The sequence below is a fragment of the Pseudomonas sp. TNT2022 ID642 genome (assembly GCF_028656995.1).
In the GTDB taxonomy this organism is placed as follows: domain Bacteria; phylum Pseudomonadota; class Gammaproteobacteria; order Pseudomonadales; family Pseudomonadaceae; genus Aquipseudomonas.
Genome location: NZ_JAMDGW010000031.1, coordinates 1 through 19,539, shown reverse-complemented (window position 1 = coordinate 19,539; position 19,539 = coordinate 1). Strand labels below are relative to the sequence as shown.

Here is a 19,539-nt window from a genome sequence, read left to right as displayed (position 1 = left end):
GACCGTTTGGCGAAGCCAAATGCATCGAGAGGGGGGGCAGCGAAGCAAACCGTAGGCGATGCCCCCGGATAGATCGCGTAACGAAGGAACCCCGAGCCTCAGCGAGGGGCCGAACGCCGGGGCCCAGCCTTTTGGTTACTTTTTGGCGTCTGAAAAAGTGACCCGCCGTAAGGGCGGAACCGCCAGCCGCAACCCCAAAAAAAACGGATATACACCCAAGCCCTCAAGAGCCTGGTCAGCCCGAAGGCCGCCAAGCCCAACCCGAAATCACAAGAAAAAGACAAACCCCCAACAAAATTTCTACATCTTTTCTTTCATGATTTGTCGTGCTGAAACGTCTTGTTTAGAGAGAGCAAAAAAACCCCTTTCCCGATCAGGCTCTGAAAAGGAGTAATCGCATGTACAACTCGCAACTACCAACGGACGGTAGCCAGGCACCCAAAGGAGTTTCCATGAGCCCACACGCGAGCGATTTCGGGCAACGCGTCGAGCGTCACGGTAACGAACGCATCCGGTTGCTGCTGAAAAGTTTCGGGCTGCGCACCAGCCTGATTCGTCTGAAAGTCATCGACGCCCTGCTGGTCGCCGCACAAAGCGAGCGGCGTCTGGGCGTGCGCGGTGTCCACAGCCAATTGCTGGATCTGGATATTCCGCTGTCCTTTCTCAGTGTGCGTGAAGTACTCAAGCGCCTGTGCGCCGAAGGTGTGATCACCTTCAATGAAGACAAGAGCTACAGCCTGCATCCACAGGCTGCCGCCGTCCTCAACAACGATTGAAGCGTAAGGCAATCGCCGTCAAGACTTGACCTTGCGGCGCATGACGCCGTTGATCACCACTACGATCACCGCCACACCGATGGCGACAAACTGGAACGTCTTCTCCGAAATCATGCCGGCGTTTTGCAGCCAGGACAGGCCGAGCATGATCGCCAGGACCGACACGGCGATCAGAATCGAATAAATCAAGCGTTGCTTGTGGGTCATTGCGGCTTCCTGAAGCGTTGAAATGTATCCGGTTTGTATCCGTTTGCATGCCATGCACTTACCCTTTTACGGGGATGTGCTGCTGCAATCGGGGTCTCATGTTACAGCCGATGAAGAGTTTTGGCTTCATGACGGCGTAACCATGAGGAATTTTCAAAATGCTGCGTCGAATCACCTGGCTGATTCCCGTTCTTGCCCTGCTGACCCTGAGTGGCTGCATCATCTTCCCCCACGGCGGCTGGCATGGTGATCATCATCGTTACTACCAGGGTGGCCCTGGCTATTACCAACATCGATAGAACAGGATTGTTCATCCCACCCGCTTGTCGATGAACAGGCCGAGGCGGGAAACTCACCAGCCCGATCCACTTCAAATAAAGCCCGCCGTGTAGCGGGCTTTTCTGTTTTCGCCACCAGCGTCTGCCACGCAGATGTAACAAGTGTCATGCGCAAAGTGCAAACCACTAAACAAGTTGCAAGTATTTGAAATCTAATGTCGCAGCAAAAAAGTAGGTCACGCAAGCCTCTGCAACTAGTCTCTGGCAACTTCCTTCCACTCACCAACAGGGACGTTTATGCAGAGAACACTTATACCAATCGGGCCACTTCAAGTGCTCGGGTTTTGTTTGGCCATCAGCGCTTTTGAACTTCTGACTTATTTGGCCAGTGACTTGATCATGCCGGCCATGCTCACTGTTACAACAGAACTTCAAGCGGATGTGCGGCATGTTCCCAATGCCTTCAATCTTTATCTGCTCGGCGGTGTCTGCCTGCAATGGCTGATCGGGCCGCTGTCCGATCAATGGGGTCGAAGGCGGGTATTGTTGATCGGTTGCGCATTGTTCGGTATCGCCTGCGCGGGAGCATTCGTCAGCCACAGCATTGAAGCCTTCAATCTGTTGCGACTGCTGCAAGGCATGGGCCTGGGTTTTGTTGTGGCAGTCAGTTATCCCGCCCTTCAAGAAGTGTTCTGCGAAGCCGATGCGGTGCGGTTGATGGCACTGCTCGGCAATATTGCCCTGCTGTCACCGTTGGTGGGGCCGCTGCTGGGCATCCTGCTCCTGCAATGGTTGTCGTGGCGTGAGCTGTTTCTCGGCCTGGGTCTTGCGACATCGCTGGTCTGGCTTGGGCTTTTTGCCTGCATGCCGGAGACCGTCGGGGTCGTACGTCGCGATGGACGCCGGCAACCGGCGGTGCGTTTTTCCTGGCGCCAGACCGGCCAGCGCTACCGCGCGCTGTTTGGCAATAGCCGGTTTCTCGCTGCAAGCCTCGCGCTGGGGCTGATGAGCCTGCCGCTGATCGCCTGGATCGGCTTGGCGCCATTGCTGCTGATGCAGTTGCTGGGTCTGCCTCCACTGGAATATGCCTTGTGGCAGATCCCGGTTTTCTCTGCCGTTATCGTCGGCAATCTGATCCTCGACCGTTTGTTGAGCACGCACTCGTTACCCCAACTGATTCGCTTGGCGCTCTGGCCGTTTTGCCTGGGACTGCTGGCGCTGATCGGCTGCGCGCTGTCTGGCGCCGGTCTCGGTCCGGTGGTCGCGAGTCTGGCGCTGTACGCGGTGGGGCTGGGTATGAGCAACGCCGCGTTGTATCGGCTGGCGTTGTTTGCCAGCGATGACAGCAAGGGCCTGGTCTCGGCGCTGGTCGGGATGCTTTCGATTGCGGTGATGGGCCTCGGCGGTTCGCTCATTGCCGCCATCGGTGGTGGCGCACGGCTCGAACTCTTTGCGCTCTACGCCGCCTTCAGCGGCCTGATGTGCCTGCCTCTGATCCAGGGACTGTTGCAACGCAACCCTGCCGACTCCGCTTCTGCTCAATAAAGGATTGTTAAATGAACCGCTTCCCCGCCAGCGATGCGCTCTGCGCGTTGCCGCACCCCTATTGCGCGGATTCCGTGCCTGCCGGCCTGTTCGATCAGGCGATGGCCGAGATCAGCCGGTTTCATTGCCAACACACTCCCGGCTACGCACATTGGCTGAACGCGAACGGCTTCGACGTGCAGGACCTGGACACTCTCGATGACTGGTCGCGACTGCCGCCGATTCTGGCCAACTTCTTCAAACGGCAACTGCTGCTCAGCCCGACCGGAGAACACGCTTTGGAACTGACATCGTCCGGCACCAGTGGCCAGAAAAGCCGCATGCGCTACGACACACGCAGCCTGTCGCGCGCGCAGTTCATGGTCGAACGGATCTTTAGCCATTACGGCTGGAACGCACCGGACACGCCGTGCAACTACTTGCTGCTGAGCTACGAGCCGCAAGGCGCGATCACGCTGGGGACGTCCTTCACCGACCAGTTCCTCTGCCGCTTTGCCCCGGTCAATCGAGTCGTCTACGCCTTGCGCTGTAACGGCGATGGCCACCAGTTCGATGTGTTTGGCGTCATCGCTGCCCTGCAATCGTTCGCCGAGGAAGGTCTGCCGGTGCGCATTTTCGGTTTCCCGGCATTTCTCTGGCAGGCCCTGCAGCAGATGCAGGCCACCGGCGTGCCGGCGCTGCAACTGCCGGCCGATTCGCTGGTGTTTTTCGGTGGTGGCTGGAAAACCCGCGCCAGTGAGGAAATCCCCAAACAACAACTGTATGAGCGCATCGCCCGGCAACTGGGCATCGCAATGTCGCGATGCCGAGACGGCTATGGTGCGGTCGAGCACGCGGTGCCCTACATCGAATGCGCCCGGCATCATTTTCATGTTCCGGTTTACGCCAAGGCTTACGTGCGCAATCCCCGCGACTTTTCCGTCCAGCCCTACGGCCAGCAAGGCTTGCTGGGTTTCGTCTCGCCCTACATTTCATCCAGCCCGGCGCACGCGGTGGTGATGAGCGACCTGGCGACGCTGTATCCCGGTTTGAGTTGCGGCTGCGGCCTGACCAGCGACTGGTTCGAACTGCATGGCCGCGCGGGCACTAGCGCCGGCAGAAGCTGCGCGATGGCGGCATCTGAATTATTGGGGAGGCACTGATATGTATCTGATCAACGGAGAGCTGCACGCGGATTTCGATCTCGACACCGCACTGACGCTGCTGCATCAGGCATTACCGCAACATCTGAGCACACCGCTGCAGCGCGCCACCGTGCTGACTGCCGCCGCAAAATTTGCACAGCAACTGCACAGCATCGAGTTGCCGCTGGACAACGAGCAACGTCAGGCCCTGATTGATTTCTGCCAGCCTCACGCCCTGCAAAACAAACTTGAACGCGAACTGGGTGATCAGGCCGATTCGCTGCGCCGCTTCGATTGTCGGCAATCGCGCTTCGAGTGCTGGAGCCCCTTGGGTCTGGTGGTCCACGTGACACCGGCCAACGCGCCATTGCTGGCGTGCTGCGCGATGATCGAAAGCCTTTTGGCCGGCAACCTCAACTGGCTGCGCCCCAGCCGCAGCGACCAAGGTCTGACCGCACGCCTGCTGCACGCATTGGTGCAGTGCGATCCCAGCGGTCAACTGCACCACTACGTGGCCGTGCTACCAGTGCCGACCGCGCAAATCGGCCGCTTGTGCGAAATGGCCAATGGCGTTTCGGCGTGGGGTGGCGAAGCCGCGCTGCAAGCCATCCGCCAACAGTTGCCGCCCGGATGTCGCTGGATCGACTGGGGCCACCGCGTCAGTTTTGCCTACCTGACGCCGGACGCCGCCACGCCGCAAACGCTGGAGGCGATAGTCGATGAGGTTTGCCGACTGGACCAGCAGGCCTGTTCCAGCCCGCAGTGGTTATTGGTCGACAGCGAGGAACCGGCCGTGCTGAACGACATCGGCTCAGCACTGGCCAAGGCGTTTGAGCGCCGTGCCGGGCAATGGCCGGCGCTGATCCCGACGGTCCAGGAAGCCAGCGAGATCACCAGCCACACGTTGATGACGCGCCTGGGCCAGAGCTTTTCCGCTGTGACAGCGCAAGTCTGGAGCGCGCCGGGCTGGCGCGTTGTCTGGAGCCATGATCAAGTGCTGGCGCCCTCGCCTTTGTTTCGCACGCTGCTGCTCAAGCCCCTGCCTCGCGCGCAACTGGCCGAGACGTTACTGCCCTGGCGCAACGTATTGCAGAGTTGTGCACTGGCGTGTGCCGAACCGCAGATCGCTGAACTGTCGCGCACGTTGATTGCCGCGGGGGTCAGCCGAATTGCGCCAGTCAACGCCATCCATGATGGCTACGACGGCGAACCCCACGACGGCGTTTACGCTCTGCAGCGCCTGAGCCGGCGTGTCTCGGTCAGCGTCGCGCCAACGCAGTTGTCTACGCATATGACCCTCGACCAAGCGTCTTGCGCGCCGACGCTGGCGGGCCTGCCGATTACCGACAAAGCGGCATTTATCGCACGCCCGACGACAGCGGCCGCGCAGCTGTTTTTCCGCTCCGGCGGCAGTAGCGGCACACCGGCGCTGGCGGGGTTCAGTTACCGCGACTTTCAACGCCAGATGCGCGCCGCCGCCGACGGTCTGTTTGCGGCGGGACTCGATCCGGGTCGCGACAAGGTCATGAACCTGTTCTTCAGTGGCAGCCTGTACGGCGGTTTCTTCAGTTTCGCCAAAGTACTGGAACTGCTGGGCGCAACTCACCTGCCCATGGGCGCACCCGCCGACGATGACTACAGCGACATTGCTCAAGTGATCATCGAGCAACGCGTCACCGTACTGATCGGCATGCCCAGCACCCTGCATCGATTGTTCCTCAACGAACAGCTGCGTCTGAGCCGTTACGGCGGCATTGAAAAAGTCTTTCTCGGCGGTGAACACATCAGTGATCCGTGCCGCGAGCTGTTGCAGCGCTGCGGCGTCGCCAGCATCCGCTCGGCGGTGTACGGCAGTGTCGATGCGGGGCCGTTCGGACATGCCTGCGCGGCAACCGCTGATGGTGTGTTTCATCTGATGGAAGACATCCAGCATCTGGAAATCGTCGCCCTGGAGCAAGACGTGCCTGTCGTCGGTGATGAAGTCGGCCGTTTGCTCTTCACCTCAAAAGCTCGAGAGGGCCAGCAGGTACAGCGTTATGAAGTCGGCGACAGCGGTCGCTGGCTACCTGGCGACTGCGCGTGCGGGCTGAGTTCGCCACGCTTCGAACTGCTGCAACGGCACGGCAGATTGCTGCGTATCGGCAGCGACTTCATCTGCCTGAACGAGCTCGCGCGGCACTTGCAAACCACGTTTCAGCTGCACCTCGATCAAGCACCTGATGGCCTGGAACGTCTGCTGATTCGCAGCCCAGGCAACCCCGCAGACATCCTCAACCGACTGCAAGGTTATTCGACGCTGGCCACGCTACTGCGCAGCAGACTGCTCACGGTCGAAGCGCAAATCTGCGAACCGCAACAGTTCAGCAGAAACAAACACAGCGGAAAGATTCCATCCGTCATCGATGCGCGCCGTCAAACATCCAATGCCCACGGACACAACAATTAAAAAGAGAGCACCATGAACGCAACACTTGAACTCAACCAATTGGTCACTTTTGCCCGAGCACATTCAAAATACTACGCCAGACACTTACATAACGTTGCACCGCAAATCGCCGCACTGGATGAACTTCCGGTGACTGACCCACAACACTATTGGGCACACAGCCAGAACTTCCAACAATGGCCGGTGCTCACCTCTACAGTTGAACGCGCGCTGGTCTTCAAAACCGGCGGAACAACCGCCGCCGGTAAACTTTCGGTCTTTACCCGCGAAGAATGGCAGGCACTTGTGCGGGACTTTGGCCACCATCTCGGTAACCAACTCAATCCCGGGGACCGGGTTGCCAACCTGTTCTTTGTCGGCGATCTATATGCCAGTTTCATCTTTATCCACGATGCTCTGGCGCACGAAACAGCGGGTGTTACCGAATTCCCTTTCACCGGTGATGTGGCGAACGGGGTGTTGGCTGACGCTATTCGTCAGCACCGGATCAACGTACTGGCCGGGGTGCCTGCGCAATTGCTGACGTTTGCCAGTGAAATGGAGCGTCACGCACAAACCCTGGCCGAGGTCGAGACCCTGTTTTATGGCGGGGAAAGCCTGTTCGCCGGGCAATTGCAGATGTTGCGCCGGGTGTTCCCCAACGCACGGATCGCCTCCATCGGCTATGCCAGTGTCGACGCGGGACTTATCGGCGTCACGGGCCGCGATTGCGCCCTGGGCGAGCACCGGATGCTGCCCGGTCACAGCCTGCTGGAAATTGTCGATGAATACACCGGTGAGGTGATTGAGGAATGCGACCGAACCGGGCGGTTGGTGATGACCAACCTCACCCGCCGGCTGATGCCGTTGATCCGTTACCCCGTGGGCGACCTCGCCTGCTGGCGAGAACCTGCCACGGTGCCCATGCGCAAGTTTGCCTTGATGGGTCGCAGCGCAAGCAGTCAGCGCGTGCGCGTGGGCACCCTGACGCTGATGATCGAAGACATCGCCGGGATCGTTCGACGTGCCACTGGCAGTGAAGACTGGCAACTGATCATCAGTCAGTCGGCGAATGTCGATATCTTGCGTCTGAAGTGGGTACCCGATGCGCTGACGGTCGGCATCGCAGAAGCCAACTCAACCGTGCAGCATGACTTGATCGAACATTACCCGCTGATCTCGCAACTCAGCGCTGATCGGCAACTTGAACTGCAGGTTGCCCCTTGCACACACGATGAACTCGCTCGCCATCCGCGCTCCGGCAAACACCAACGCGTCGTCGACTTGCGCCGCTATGACACCCCGCGTCCGGAGCAATGCCCATGGACCACCTGACGCTGCGCAGTTATCGACGTACCGACGCTGGTGCCGTCAGTCGCCTGTTCCGGGAAATCTATGGTGACCACTACGTGCAACCGCACGTGTACTTGCCGTTGATGATCAACCAGAACCACGGCGATGGCAGCTGGCATTCATTGGTAGCGGAATCCGGCAAAAAAATTCTCGGTCACGCGACGTTGTGCAGAAGCAGCGAATCGCACACGGCGGAACTGGCATTGAGCGTGGTACACCCGTCGACACGCGGACAGAACATCGCTACACAGTTGGGCACGCGACTATTGATCCATGCACAAGCACTGGGTTGCCATGGCGTGACCATCAAACAGGTGACCCACCATGCCTACACCCAACGCATGGCTCAGCGGCTCGGCTTTTGCAGCACGGGATTGTTGCTCGACTATGTGCCCTCGCCGTTCGGCGAACCGTTGCCCGAGTCCATCGTCATTGGCTTCACCCCCATCGACGGTTATCGGCGCCCGCTCCCGGCACTGCACTGGCCGCAAAGCTGTCGCGATTTCATGGAACATTTGTCCGGCGTTTACGGAACGCAGGAAAAAGAACCGCTTTGGGTCGGGCCGCCAATAAATGTCGAACAATGTTCCGGGCGCTATGACGTGCTGCTGAAAAAACTCGACAGCGGTTTGCTTAAACAGCTGCGACAACTGCCCGGGCACTGGATGATCTCCATCAGGCTCAGGCTGGCAACGGGTTTTGCCAGCGCCGTGGACAGCCTGTCGGCGATGGGTTTCATCTTCACCGGGATTGCCCCGAATGACCGTTGCGGGGGATGGCTGGCGTTGTTTCATCGGGGTTATCGCCGACGCACGCTGGAGTTGCGTTGCCCGCACATTCAGCGCCTGCACGATCAGGCGCAACAACAGATTGCCGCGCGCGCCAGCGAGGCAGCGCCGCATTCTTGAATCAGACCGAGTGCCCGCTCACCTGTCGAGCGGGCTACAACGCTCGAATTCAGGCCTTGGCCTTGACGCCCTGGTCGACAGGTTTGGCGACGTTGCCATCACCGTAGGTCTTCAGGTTCTGCAGGACATAGATCGCTTTCTTGAACTCGGGAATCAGGTTCTTGCCGTAGGCGTTGCCATTGAGGCCATTGCTCTGGATCGCATCGAGCTGAGTCGCGAAATACTCCAGGGCGTTGAATTTGGCATCGATATCTTTGGTCACGCCGAAACGGTCGAACTTGTCACCCGCGTTCTTCAACGTGAAGGATGTGATCTCGGAGATCAGCCCGCGGCTACGCAGCATCTCGCTCAGATTGCCCATTTGTTTGACTGAAACGTTCGCCGGATCGAAACCCTTGATCGCCTTGCGCAAACCCTGCTTGTCCATTTCGGCGGTATTCAGCGCGTTGGGATCATTACCGACCAGCGTCAGCATCTGCTGCACCTTGACGCTCTGGGACACTTGTTTCTTTGCGCCGGTGTCGCGCACCAGTAGTCCAGCCTTGGCCTGCCAGCCGCCGACAATACCGATCGTCATGAAAAGACTCCCTGTGAAATGACCTGAAATATCCGTGTGAACGGCATTAATGGCCGCGAGTATCGGCGGGCGAACTGATGGCACCAACCTCTTTCTGCACTTTTTTACAATTCTTGTACATTCTCGATACAAAAGATCAACACCCCGCAAACCCTGATCCAGAGCTGTCATCACAATGAAATGAAAATGGCTTTTTCTGCCAGTCGCAGGCGGTGATCAGCGCTTGTGTATCGAAGCCGATACCGACCAGTCATCGGCACTCAGTCTTTTTAGGACGCAAGTACCTAAAGCTTCGCGGCGTAACGACGATACGTTGTGGATACCCGCACTGTTTTACCCCTGCCCCCTAATAAGAAACGCTGCTCAAGGACCGGTCTCCATGCCCGCATTCCGTACCATTCAGGCTCGCTACACGCTGTTTCTGGTTCTGTTCATCCTGTTGTTGTCGGTGTTGACCGTGGTCGGCATCAGCCAACTGGTCGCCCCCAAGCTGCGGCAAACCGAAGAACAAGTCGTCCTCAACCGCATCGCCGAAGTGGCCGAGCAGATTCAGGGCGAGTTGAACAAAGTGCAGGCGCAACAGCGCAGCATCACCCAGACCATCCCGCTGCTCGACAGCGCCGCCATCGACACGGTGCTGCCAGGCCTGGTCGATCAGTACGGCGAGTTGAAGGTATTCGGTGGCGGGATCTGGCCGCTGCCGGGGCAGCGTGAAGCCGGGCGCAACAAATTCAGTACGTTCTGGCACCGCGATGCGTCGGGCAAACTGGCGGTGAACACGTTCTGGAACAGCGACGCGGCGCCCAATTATTACGACCAGAGCTGGCACAAGGGCGGCATGGCCACACCGCGCGGCCAATGCGCCTGGGCGGCGGCGTACAAAGATGACGCCAGCGCCGAGCCGCGCACCAACTGCGCCATGGCCATCCAGAAAAACGGTAATGCCTGGGGCGTGTCGACCATTGACGTCACCCTCGGCTTCTTCAACGATCTGGTGGCGCGCAAGGAAAAAGACCTCAACGCCGAAATGCTCATCGTTGAAGCCGATGGCAAGATCATCAGTAACAGTTCGCGCATCAGTGGCCCGATCGTGCTGAAGAACATCAGCGAACTGGCCAGCACATCGACCTTCGCCAGTCAGGTCAAAGCCGGACTGCAGAATCGCGATCAGGCGCAGCGCATCGAGTTCGATAACAACGGCGAAGCCAGCACCTTCTTCATGCGGCCGATTGAAGGCACGCCGTGGTTCCTCGCCACCGCCCTGCCAACGAAAATGCTCACCGCCCAACGTGATGACGTCCTCAGCACCTTGAGCCTGTTGCAGATTCCGCTGGTGATTTTGCTGGTGCTGTTGCAGGTCTACGCGATTCGTCAGTTGGTGCAGCGCATGAAAGCGTTGAAAGCCAATATCGACTTGCTGTCCAGCGGCGATGCCGACCTGACCCGGCGCATTACCATTCGCGCCGAAGATGAACTCGGCGCCATCGGCCACTCGGTCAACACCTTCATCGCCTACCTGCAGAACATGATCGGCGAAGTCACCCAGGCCACCGGCGCCATGGCGTCGAGCCTCGACAACCTGCAACGTACCTCGGCGCACACCAGCCAGATCCTCCTGCGTCACGCCTCGGAAACCGACCAGACCGTTACCGCTATCACCGAGATGAGTTCGACCGCAGAAAGCGTTGCGCAGAATGCCGCCGAAACCGCAGCGTTCACACAGCGCGCCAACGAAAACGCCGACCGTTCCCGCGTGGTCGTGGGCGAAGCCACCAACAGTGTCGTGGCGCTGATCGATGAAGTGGCCAGTGCTACACACAAAGTTGAAAACATGCAGCAGGACGCTCAACGCATCACCGAAATACTCGGGGTGATCGGCGCGATCGCCGGCCAGACCAATCTGTTGGCGCTCAACGCCGCAATTGAAGCAGCTCGCGCCGGTGAACAGGGCCGGGGGTTTGCCGTGGTTGCCGATGAAGTCCGCGCCCTCGCCGCGCGCACGCAGGCCAGCACCTCGGAAATCAACGAGATGTTGACGCGTCTGACGCAGGGCGTGAGTTCGTCGGTCAGCGCCATGGAAAACACTCAGGCCAGTTGCCAGTCCGCTGCCGACGCCACTGCACGGGTCAATTCGGGTCTGGATGAAATGGCCGGTTCGGTCAGCCATATCAACAGCCTCAGCACCCAGATCGCCACCGCCGCCGAACAGCAAAGCGCGGTGACCGAAGAGATCAACCGCAGCATGGTGCAAATCCGCCACATGGTGGATGAGCTGGTGCAGAGCGGCAAAGCCAGCGAACTGAATACCCACCAATTGCTCGAGGCCAATAGCCGGGTGAGCGCGATCATGGGACGTTTCAAGGTCCGCTGATTCATGCAGGAATTTCTGCTTACCAAATAACCCCTGTGGGGAGCGAGCCTGCTCGCGAAAGCGTCCTTTCAGGCACTGCATCCAGTGCCTGACATTCTGCCTTCGCGAGCAGGCTCGCCCCCACAGGGTTCGACGCCGTTCACACAATTGCCACCTGACAGCTTTGTCATCTCGCGCTCAGCAACCTGTCAGCCTTGATCTACGATCATCCTGCGAGTCCGTCTCGCAACAACTGGAAACATTGCGTTGATGCCAGGCGGGAAAAACCGGTCAAAATGCGTTCTTTTTGATCGTCACCCGAGCCGAGAATCCGTCATGCGAACTCACCTGCGTCTGGTCGCCCTGAGCGCCCTGTTCATCTCCTCCCTGGCCCAGGCCGCCGATCTGATCCCCATCGAAGTGCACCGCGACGCCAATTGCGGTTGCTGCAAAAAATGGATCAGCCATCTCGAAGCCAATGGTTTCAAAGTCGAAGATCACGTCGAAAGCGACATGAGCAGCTTCAAGCAGCAACATGGCGTGCCGCCGCGTCTGGTGTCGTGCCACACCGCGATCATCAACGGTAAATTCGTCGAAGGCCACGTACCGGCGGAGCAGGTGTTGGCCCTGAGCAAGCGTGATGACCTGCTCGGCGTGGCCGCACCGGGCATGCCGATGGGTTCGCCGGGCATGGAAATGGACGGCATGAGCGATGCTTATCAGGTTATCGGCCTGAAGAAGGATGGCGCTGACGTCGTCGTGGCGGACTACCCGGCCCATTGATCGGCGCCGCTTACTTCGGGCTGTTCTTTGCCGCATTCGGCGCGGCGACCTTGTTGCCGCTGCAGTCCGAGGCCGTGCTGGTCGGTTTGATCGTCAGCGAGCGTTACTGGCTGTGGGGACTGCTGGCGGTGGCGACGCTGGGCAACGTACTCGGCTCACTGGTCAACTGGTGGCTGGGCCGCGGCATCGAGCGCTTTCAGGATCGGCGCTGGTTTCCGGTGAGCCCCGCGCACATGGCCAAGGCGCGCAAACACTATGAGCGCTATGGGCATTGGTCGTTGCTGCTGAGCTGGTTGCCGATCATTGGCGACCCGCTGACGCTGATTGCCGGCGTCATGCGCGAACCGCTCGGGCGCTTCCTGTTGATTGTCACCCTGGCCAAAGGCGCCCGTTACGGCGTGCTGGCCATGCTGACGCTGGGCTGGCTGGGTTGAACGTTCGGGCGCAGGCATTGCCTGTGTTTAACGTCGGCATAATCCAGTCATTCCAGCATCGGCCGATTTCAAACGGAGTTTGACCTTATGTCTGTCACGTTTTCCCGTTGGCTCCCCGGCCTGTTCCTCTGTGCCGCCCTGCCCCTTTCGGCACAGGCCGCAACGCCAAGCGAAGCCGCGCCTGAAGGCCCGGCCTATGGCCCGGAACTGCAAGGCTTCGAATACCCTTACACGCTTAAACACTTTGCCTTCCAGTCCCAGGGCAAATCCCTGCAGATGGGTTACATGGACGTCGCCGCTCACGGCAAGGCCAATGGCCGCACCGTGGTGCTGATGCACGGCAAAAACTTTTGCGCGGCGACCTGGGACAGTTCGATCAAGGCCTTGAGCGAGTCCGGTTACCGGGTGATCGCGCCGGATCAGATCGGTTTCTGCACCTCGAGCAAACCCGACAACTATCAATACAGCTTCCAGCAACTGGCGACCAACACGCAGCAATTGCTCAAAGCGCTGGGCATTCAAAAAGCCACGCTGCTCGGCCACTCCACCGGCGGCATGCTCGCCACCCGTTACGCCTTGCTGTTCCCCGAGCAAGTCGAGCAATTGGCATTGGTCAACCCGATCGGTCTGGAAGACTGGAAAGCCCTTGGCGTGCCCTATCGCACGGTGGATCAGTGGTATCAGCGCGAACTGAAAGTCAGCGCCCAAGGCATTCGCGACTATGAACGCACCACCTATTACGACGGCCGCTGGAAACCGGAATTCGACCGTTGGGTAGACATGCTCGCCGGCCTGAGCAAAGGCCCGGGCAAGACGCAAGTAGCGTGGAACTCGGCGCTGATCTACGACATGATTTTCACCCAGCCGGTCTACTACGAGTTCAAGGACTTGAAGATGCCGACCCTGCTGCTGATCGGCACCTCCGACACCACCGCCATCGGCAAGGACCTCGCGCCGCCTGAGGTGAAAGCGAAAATCGGTCACTATGAGGTGCTCGGCAAACAAGTGGCCAAGCTGATCCCGCAGTCGACGCTGGTGGAATTTCCCGGCATGGGCCACGCGCCACAAATGGAAGAGCCGGCGCAGTTACACAAGGCCCTGCTCGACTGGCTGAATACATCCAATCCCGTGCGTTAATGAGGTAAGGCTGATGACGGTGCAGATTGCAGTGATCGATGACTGGCAGGACGTGGCCCGCGACGTGGTCGACTGGTCAGTCCTCGATAGCCTCGGTGAAGTGGCGTTCGAACATGATTACCCGGCCGACAACGCGACAATGGCCGAGCGCCTGGGCCGTTACCAGGTGATTTGCGTGATGCGCGAACGCACGCGTTTCGATGAGGACTTGCTCAAGGGTTTGCCCAATCTCAAGTTGCTGGTCACCGGCGGCATGCGCAACGCGGCGCTGGACATGCAAGCAGCGGCAAAACTGGGCATCACGGTCTGCGGCACTGACAGTTACAAGCATGCGGCACCAGAGCTGACCTGGGCGCTGGTCATGGCGGCGACACGCAATCTGGTGAAGGAAGCCAATGCCCTGCGCAACGGTGAGTGGCAGCAAGGGCTGGGTGGCGACCTGCACGGCAAAACCATCGGCATTCTCGGTCTCGGCAGTATTGGCCAGCGCGTTGCGCAGTTCGGCCAGGTGTTCGGCATGCGGGTCATCGCCTGGAGCGAAAACCTCACGGCCGAACGGGCGCAGCAGGTTGGCGTGACCTACGTGAACAAGCAGGAACTGTTCGAGCAGGCAGACGTGTTGTCGGTGCATCTGGTGCTCAGCGAACGCAGTCGCGGACTGGTCGATGCGCAGGCGCTGGGCTGGATGAAGCCGACGGCGCTGCTGGTCAACACCGCACGCGGGCCGATTGTCGATGAAGCGGCGTTGATCAAAGCGTTGCAGAAACGGCACATCGCCGGGGCAGCGCTGGATGTGTTCGAGCAGGAGCCGTTGCCGCACATGCACCCGTTTCGCACACTCGACAATGTCCTGGCGACGCCGCATGTGGGGTATGTCAGCCGGCAGAACTATGAACAGTTCTTTTCGCAGATGATCGAGGATATTCAGGCTTGGGCGGCTGGTAATCCAATCCGTGCGTTAAATTAACCCCCACTGTAGGAGCTGCCGAAGGCTGCGATCTTTTGATGTTCGCTTTTAAATGCAAAATCAAAAGATCGCAGCCTTCGGCAGCTCCTACAGGTGTTGTCTGTATCAGCCGATCAACAAACTGCCCGCACCACAACAGTGCAACCGCCCTCCTCGCTAGCACAGAATCGTGACCGCCCAGTCACCGTTTTGGCCCTCCCTCGCAGAAAAACCTGCACTTCGTCGGTGCGTTTCCCCCTCAAAAGTTCGGTTTACGCGGCATGCCAACCGATTGTCGAACAATTTACCCATTTGCGCCGCCCCGCTCTAGGATCTGGCCTAGACTGACTTTCGCGGGGTAAAACCGACCAGTCACATTGCCGAAAAAAAGTCGAAACTTTTGCGCGCGGCGGCGGGTCATCTGAAAGGCAGGGCCAAAGCGACTGGTGCAATCCTTGCAACGGCCCGATCACCCATTCTGCTTGCGCGTGTTGGGTAGCGTTTGCTCACCGATGCGTGGCGCGTTTGCGCCCGGCCACAGGACTTGGCCATGGACATCGCTTGTTCAAGACAAGAATCAGATCAACGAGACGGGAGATTCATATGATCAGTGCGGCATTGGATATTCAGGGAGAGCGTGCTCAGCAGGCGGTTGGTGAATCGAGCACCGTCAGTGTTCCCGGCAGCCGACAGATCAACGTCCCCGGCACCAAAACGCTGACTCCAGTAGCGAGCCAGAACCCCAACAAGAAAAAAGTGTTGTTCGTCACCTCGGAAATTGCCGATCTGGTCAAGACCGGTGGGCTGGGTGACGTCTCCGCCGCCCTGCCCCGGGCCATGGCCCATCTGCACGACGTGCGCGTGTTGATCCCCGGTTACCCGCAGGTGATGCACAGCGAAAACCCGATCCACATCATCGGCGAACTGGGCGGCCATGCGGCGCTGCCACCGTGCAAGATCGGGCGCATGGACATGCCGGACGGCCTGGTCATCTACGTGTTGATCTGCCCTGAACTCTATGAGCGCGAAGGCTCGCCTTACGGCGCCAACAACGGCCGCGACTGGCCGGACAACCACATTCGTTTCGCCCGTTTGGGTCTGGCTGCTGCCGATATCGCCGCCAACCTCGCGCAAATTCACTGGTGCCCGGATCTGGTGCACGCCCATGACTGGCCGGCCGGTCTCGCCCCTGCCTATATGCACTGGCGCGGGCAGCGTACGCCGACCCTGTTCACCATTCACAACCTCGCCTATCAAGGCGTGACCAGCCTCGGCTCCTGCCCTGAGCTGGGTATTCCCAACCATGCCCTGCAACAGGAAGGCATGGAGTTCTACGGCAAGATGTCGTTCCTCAAGGCCGGCATGGCCTATTCGAGCCACATCACCACGGTCAGCGCGACTTATGCGCAGGAAATCACCACCCCGGATTTCGGCTGCGGTCTCGACGGTTTTCTCGCCGCCAAGACCCAGCAAGGTTTGCTCAGCGGCATTCCCAACGGCATCGACGAGAGCTGGGACGCCGCCACCGATCCTCACCTGTTCGCACCGTTCGCCATAGGTGACTGGGAAGGCAAAGCGGTCAACGCCGCGCACGTGCGTGAGCTATTTGAATTGAATGACTCAGAAGGCCCGCTGTTCGCCGTGGTGTCGCGACTGGTCTATCAAAAAGGTCTGGACCTGACGATCGCGGTATCCGAGTACATCGTGCAGAACGGTGGCCAGATCGCAATCATCGGTCGCGGCGAACCTGAAGAAGAACAAGCCATGCGCGAACTGGCCCTGCGCTTCCCAGGCCAGATCGGCGTGCGCATCGGCTTCAACGAAACCGACGCCCGACGCATGTTCGCCGGCAGTGACTTCCTGCTGATGCCGTCGCGCTATGAGCCTTGCGGTTTGAGCCAGATGTACGCCCAGCGTTTCGGCTCGTTGCCGGTGGCGCGCAATACCGGCGGGCTGGCCGACACCATTGAAAACGGCGTCACCGGCTTCCTCTTCGACGAATCCACCGCTGAAAGCTATCAGGAAGCCCTGAGCCGCGCGTTCAAGGTGTTCGCCTTCCCCGAGCTGCTTAATGCCATGCGTTGCCGGGCAATGGCCGCACCGTTCAACTGGTGCAAAGCGGTTGAACCGTACGCCGAACTCTACGAACAACTGGTCGCCAAGGCGCTGGGTAAAGCTCACCACAAATAACCAGGGAGGTTCACCACGATGCCGTTACGGTCTACTGAAACCTGGCCCCACGGCGCGATCATGCTAGACGCCGAACACACACAGTTCGCGCTGTGGGCACCGGATGCTTTTTACGTCAGTGTCGAACTTGAAAACGGTCAGTCGCTGCCGATGCTGCCTCAGGCAGACGGCTGGTTTGTGATCAAGACCCGCTGTCCGGCGGGCACTCGCTACCGCTACAACATCGACGGCGAACTGGAGGTGCCCGACCCGGCCTCCAGAGCGCAGGATGGCGACATCGGCCGCCACAGTGTGGTCGTCGATCCGCTGGCTTATCAATGGCGCCACAGTGCCTGGCACGGTCGGCCGTGGAGCGAAGCGGTGATCTACGAGTTGCACGTCGGTGCGCTGGGGGGGTTCGCTGAAGTCGAACAACATCTGGCGCGCCTCGCCGGCCTGGGCATCACCGCCATCGAACTGATGCCGCTGGCGCAGTTTCCCGGCGAACGCAATTGGGGTTACGACGGTGTGTTGCCCTACGCCCCGCACGCCTCCTACGGCACCCCGGAACAACTCAAACACCTGATCGACAGCGCCCACGGCCACGGCTTGGCCGTCATTCTTGATGTGGTCTACAACCACTTCGGCCCCGACGGCAATTATCTGCATCGTTACGCGAAAGGCTTTTTCCGCGAGGACAAACACACGCCGTGGGGCGCAGCGATCGATTTCCGCCGCGACGAAGTGCGCGAGTTTTTCATCGAAAACGCCCTGATGTGGTTGCTCGAGTACCGCTTCGACGGTCTGCGTCTGGACGCGGTGCATGCCATCGAAGACCCGGATTTCCTCACAGTAATGGCCCAGCGCATCCGCGCGCAGATCGACCCGAGCCGGCACGTCTGGCTGACCGTGGAAAACGAACTCAACCAGTCGAGCCTGCTCGAATACGACTACGACGCGCAATGGAACGACGACGGCCATAACGCCCTGCACGTCCTGCTCACCGGCGAAACCGACGCCTATTACGCTGACTACGCCGCACAACCCACCGAACAATTGGTGCGCTGCCTCAGTCAGGGGTTTGTTTTCCAGGGCCACATCACCCGCCATGGCGAACCGCGCGGCGAGTCCAGCGAACATCTGCCCTCCACGGCGTTCGTACTGTTCCTGCAAAACCACGATCAGATCGGCAACCGCGCGTTCGGCGAACGCCTGCATCATCTGGCCGATCCGCGTGCGGTGCAGGCAGCGACCGTGTTGTTACTGCTATCACCGATGATTCCGCTGATGTTCATGGGCGACGAGTTTGCCGCCGAGCAACCGTTCCTGTTTTTCACCAGTCACCACGGCGAGCTGGCCAAGTTGGTGCGTGAGGGCCGGCGTAATGAATTCGCCGCATTCAGTGCCTTCACCGATCCGCACAAACGCGAGCAGATTCCCGACCCGAATGCCGAAAAAACCTTCCACGCCTCACAGCCGAGGTTGGTCGGCCATGGCAGCGCAAAACAGCAGGAAACCCTGGAGCTGTACCAGAAGCTGCTGCAATTTCGCCATCAATACATCATCCCCCATCTGTCCGGCACGCAAGCGCTCGGTGCCCATATGCTCGGTTATGGCGCGGTCAGTGCGCGCTGGCGTCTGGGCAATGGCAGCGAGCTGCGAATTGACCTGAACCTCAGCGACACGCCAGTGGTCAACCCTCCACAGACCGAGGCCGTGTGGTTGTTTCAGCAGCCACCCACCGTCGATCTATCGGAATCGGGCGAACTGCCCGCGTATTGCGCGCTTGTCAGCCTCACGGCCGCAACCCCTTTGCAACCTCTGGATGGAGAGCGCCTATGAGCGATGCGCAACTGGAAATTCTTGCTAGCCGCGCCGGCCTTGCCGTCGACTGGATCGACGCCAACGGCCGCCCGCAAAAAGTCGCTCCGGCGGTACTGCGCAATGTCCTGATCGGCCTCGGCCACCCCGCCAGCACGGCGCAGGAAATCGACGCCAGCCTGTTGGAACTGCAAGCCGTACAACAAGACCGCCACCTGCCGCCGCTGTTGACCGCCGATGTCGGGGTCGGCGTGGATCTGGCGCGGTACTTCGCACCGGAGACGCCGTGTGAAATCCACCTTGAAGACGGTTCACGGCTGAACCTGAAACTCGACTCTGAAGCGATACTGCCGGGGCTGATCCCGGTCGGCTATCAACAGGTGCACATCAGCGATCAGTATTTCACCTTGGCCGTGGCCCCGGAGCGTTGCTTCAGCGTCGGCGATGCGGTGGATAATCCGATTCCCCGCGTCTGGGGCCTGAGTGCGCAGCTGTATTCGCTGCGCCGCCCCGGCGACGGCGGTTTCGGCGACACTCAAGCACTGGAAGATCTGGTCCGCGTGGCCGGTGAGCGCGGCGCCGATGCTTTGGCGATCAGCCCGCTGCACGCGATGTTCAGCGCCGATACCGGGCGCTACAGCCCTTATTCGCCATCCAGTCGGTTGTTCCTCAATTCTCTATATGCAGCACCCGGGGCTGATTTACG

General features: G+C 59.7%; 16 protein-coding genes and 2 pseudogenes. 16 read left to right on the top strand and 2 right to left on the bottom strand.

The window, feature by feature from the left end; genetic code table 11:
- Positions 1–398: 398 nt before the first annotated feature.
- Entirely contained in the window at positions 399–776 is a 378-nt protein-coding gene (locus M5G26_RS25095; protein WP_077572726.1) for a fe2+ zn2+ uptake regulation protein, read from the top strand.
- 18 nt (positions 777–794) lie between these two features.
- On the opposite strand, the gene M5G26_RS25090 is transcribed toward M5G26_RS25095, so the two are convergent.
- The gene (locus M5G26_RS25090; protein WP_273916767.1) at positions 795–983 is read right to left on the bottom strand and encodes a hypothetical protein; all 189 of its coding nucleotides are present in this window, start codon (positions 981–983) and stop codon (positions 795–797) included.
- A gap of 158 nt (positions 984–1,141) precedes the next feature.
- Here M5G26_RS25090 and M5G26_RS25085 point away from each other — a divergent pair, with 158 nt between their 5' ends.
- The 6 genes from M5G26_RS25085 (at position 1,142) to M5G26_RS25060 (ending at position 8,616) form a co-directional block, all read left to right on the top strand.
- On the top strand, positions 1,142–1,282 hold the full coding sequence (locus M5G26_RS25085; protein ID WP_008077622.1) for a hypothetical protein: 141 nt from the start codon (positions 1,142–1,144) through the stop codon (positions 1,280–1,282).
- A gap of 276 nt (positions 1,283–1,558) precedes the next feature.
- On the top strand, positions 1,559–2,806 hold the full coding sequence (locus M5G26_RS25080; RefSeq protein WP_273916766.1) for an MFS transporter: 1,248 nt from the start codon (positions 1,559–1,561) through the stop codon (positions 2,804–2,806).
- Positions 2,807–2,817: 11 nt separating this feature from the next.
- Positions 2,818–3,948, top strand: a complete 1,131-nt coding sequence (locus M5G26_RS25075; RefSeq protein WP_273916765.1) for a LuxE/PaaK family acyltransferase — start codon at positions 2,818–2,820, stop codon at positions 3,946–3,948.
- Between the two features lies 1 nt (position 3,949).
- On the top strand, positions 3,950–6,376 hold the full coding sequence (locus M5G26_RS25070) for an acyl-CoA reductase (RefSeq protein WP_273916764.1): 2,427 nt from the start codon (positions 3,950–3,952) through the stop codon (positions 6,374–6,376).
- Between the two features lie 12 nt (positions 6,377–6,388).
- The gene (locus tag M5G26_RS25065) at positions 6,389–7,690 is read left to right on the top strand and encodes a phenylacetate--CoA ligase family protein (RefSeq protein ID WP_273916763.1); all 1,302 of its coding nucleotides are present in this window, start codon (positions 6,389–6,391) and stop codon (positions 7,688–7,690) included.
- On the top strand, positions 7,678–8,616 hold the full coding sequence (locus M5G26_RS25060) for a GNAT family N-acetyltransferase (protein WP_273916762.1): 939 nt from the start codon (positions 7,678–7,680) through the stop codon (positions 8,614–8,616). The genes M5G26_RS25065 and M5G26_RS25060 overlap by 13 nt, the downstream gene beginning before the upstream one ends.
- 49 nt (positions 8,617–8,665) lie before the next feature.
- Here M5G26_RS25060 and M5G26_RS25055 read toward each other — a convergent pair whose 3' ends face one another.
- Positions 8,666–9,193 (bottom strand): hypothetical protein, encoded by a 528-nt coding sequence (locus M5G26_RS25055; RefSeq protein WP_134177080.1) that lies wholly within the window; start codon positions 9,191–9,193, stop codon positions 8,666–8,668.
- Positions 9,194–9,572: 379 nt separating this feature from the next.
- On the opposite strand from M5G26_RS25055, the pseudogene M5G26_RS29650 reads away from it, so the two are divergent.
- From M5G26_RS29650 to M5G26_RS25015, 9 genes and pseudogenes are all read left to right on the top strand, one after another.
- Positions 9,573–10,703, top strand: a pseudogene (locus M5G26_RS29650) (HAMP domain-containing protein); the annotation flags it as partial.
- A gap of 333 nt (positions 10,704–11,036) precedes the next feature.
- Positions 11,037–11,564, top strand: a pseudogene (locus M5G26_RS29645) (methyl-accepting chemotaxis protein); the annotation flags it as partial.
- A gap of 315 nt (positions 11,565–11,879) precedes the next feature.
- Complete coding sequence (locus M5G26_RS25045) at positions 11,880–12,326, top strand: DUF411 domain-containing protein (protein ID WP_273916760.1); 447 nt, start codon at positions 11,880–11,882, stop codon at positions 12,324–12,326.
- The gene (locus M5G26_RS25040; RefSeq protein WP_273916768.1) at positions 12,326–12,760 is read left to right on the top strand and encodes a YqaA family protein; all 435 of its coding nucleotides are present in this window, start codon (positions 12,326–12,328) and stop codon (positions 12,758–12,760) included. Before M5G26_RS25045 ends, M5G26_RS25040 begins: the two co-directional genes overlap by 1 nt.
- A gap of 87 nt (positions 12,761–12,847) precedes the next feature.
- On the top strand, positions 12,848–13,897 hold the full coding sequence (locus tag M5G26_RS25035) for an alpha/beta fold hydrolase (RefSeq protein ID WP_273916759.1): 1,050 nt from the start codon (positions 12,848–12,850) through the stop codon (positions 13,895–13,897).
- Positions 13,898–13,910: 13 nt separating this feature from the next.
- Positions 13,911–14,864, top strand: coding sequence for a D-2-hydroxyacid dehydrogenase family protein (locus M5G26_RS25030; protein ID WP_273916758.1), 954 nt, complete (start codon positions 13,911–13,913; stop codon positions 14,862–14,864).
- 582 nt (positions 14,865–15,446) lie between these two features.
- Positions 15,447–17,033, top strand: a complete 1,587-nt coding sequence (gene glgA / locus M5G26_RS25025; RefSeq protein ID WP_134177084.1) for a glycogen synthase GlgA — start codon at positions 15,447–15,449, stop codon at positions 17,031–17,033.
- 18 nt (positions 17,034–17,051) lie between these two features.
- Positions 17,052–18,854, top strand: coding sequence for a malto-oligosyltrehalose trehalohydrolase (gene treZ / locus M5G26_RS25020; RefSeq protein ID WP_273916757.1), 1,803 nt, complete (start codon positions 17,052–17,054; stop codon positions 18,852–18,854).
- The coding region (locus M5G26_RS25015) for a 4-alpha-glucanotransferase (protein ID WP_273916756.1) at positions 18,851–19,539 on the top strand (689 nt) is incomplete at its 3' end. The genes treZ and M5G26_RS25015, both read left to right, overlap by 4 nt.

Coding starts and splice junctions, on each gene's coding strand:
- M5G26_RS25095 (WP_077572726.1), top strand. CDS start 399: ATGTACAACTCGCAACTACCAACGGACGGTAGCCAGGCACCCAAAGGA.
- M5G26_RS25090 (WP_273916767.1), bottom strand. CDS start 983: ATGACCCACAAGCAACGCTTGATTTATTCGATTCTGATCGCCGTGTCG.
- M5G26_RS25085 (WP_008077622.1), top strand. CDS start 1,142: ATGCTGCGTCGAATCACCTGGCTGATTCCCGTTCTTGCCCTGCTGACC.
- M5G26_RS25080 (WP_273916766.1), top strand. CDS start 1,559: ATGCAGAGAACACTTATACCAATCGGGCCACTTCAAGTGCTCGGGTTT.
- M5G26_RS25075 (WP_273916765.1), top strand. CDS start 2,818: ATGAACCGCTTCCCCGCCAGCGATGCGCTCTGCGCGTTGCCGCACCCC.
- M5G26_RS25070 (WP_273916764.1), top strand. CDS start 3,950: ATGTATCTGATCAACGGAGAGCTGCACGCGGATTTCGATCTCGACACC.
- M5G26_RS25065 (WP_273916763.1), top strand. CDS start 6,389: ATGAACGCAACACTTGAACTCAACCAATTGGTCACTTTTGCCCGAGCA.
- M5G26_RS25060 (WP_273916762.1), top strand. CDS start 7,678: ATGGACCACCTGACGCTGCGCAGTTATCGACGTACCGACGCTGGTGCC.
- M5G26_RS25055 (WP_134177080.1), bottom strand. CDS start 9,193: ATGACGATCGGTATTGTCGGCGGCTGGCAGGCCAAGGCTGGACTACTG.
- M5G26_RS25045 (WP_273916760.1), top strand. CDS start 11,880: ATGCGAACTCACCTGCGTCTGGTCGCCCTGAGCGCCCTGTTCATCTCC.
- M5G26_RS25035 (WP_273916759.1), top strand. CDS start 12,848: ATGTCTGTCACGTTTTCCCGTTGGCTCCCCGGCCTGTTCCTCTGTGCC.
- M5G26_RS25030 (WP_273916758.1), top strand. CDS start 13,911: ATGACGGTGCAGATTGCAGTGATCGATGACTGGCAGGACGTGGCCCGC.
- glgA (WP_134177084.1), top strand. CDS start 15,447: ATGATCAGTGCGGCATTGGATATTCAGGGAGAGCGTGCTCAGCAGGCG.
- treZ (WP_273916757.1), top strand. CDS start 17,052: ATGCCGTTACGGTCTACTGAAACCTGGCCCCACGGCGCGATCATGCTA.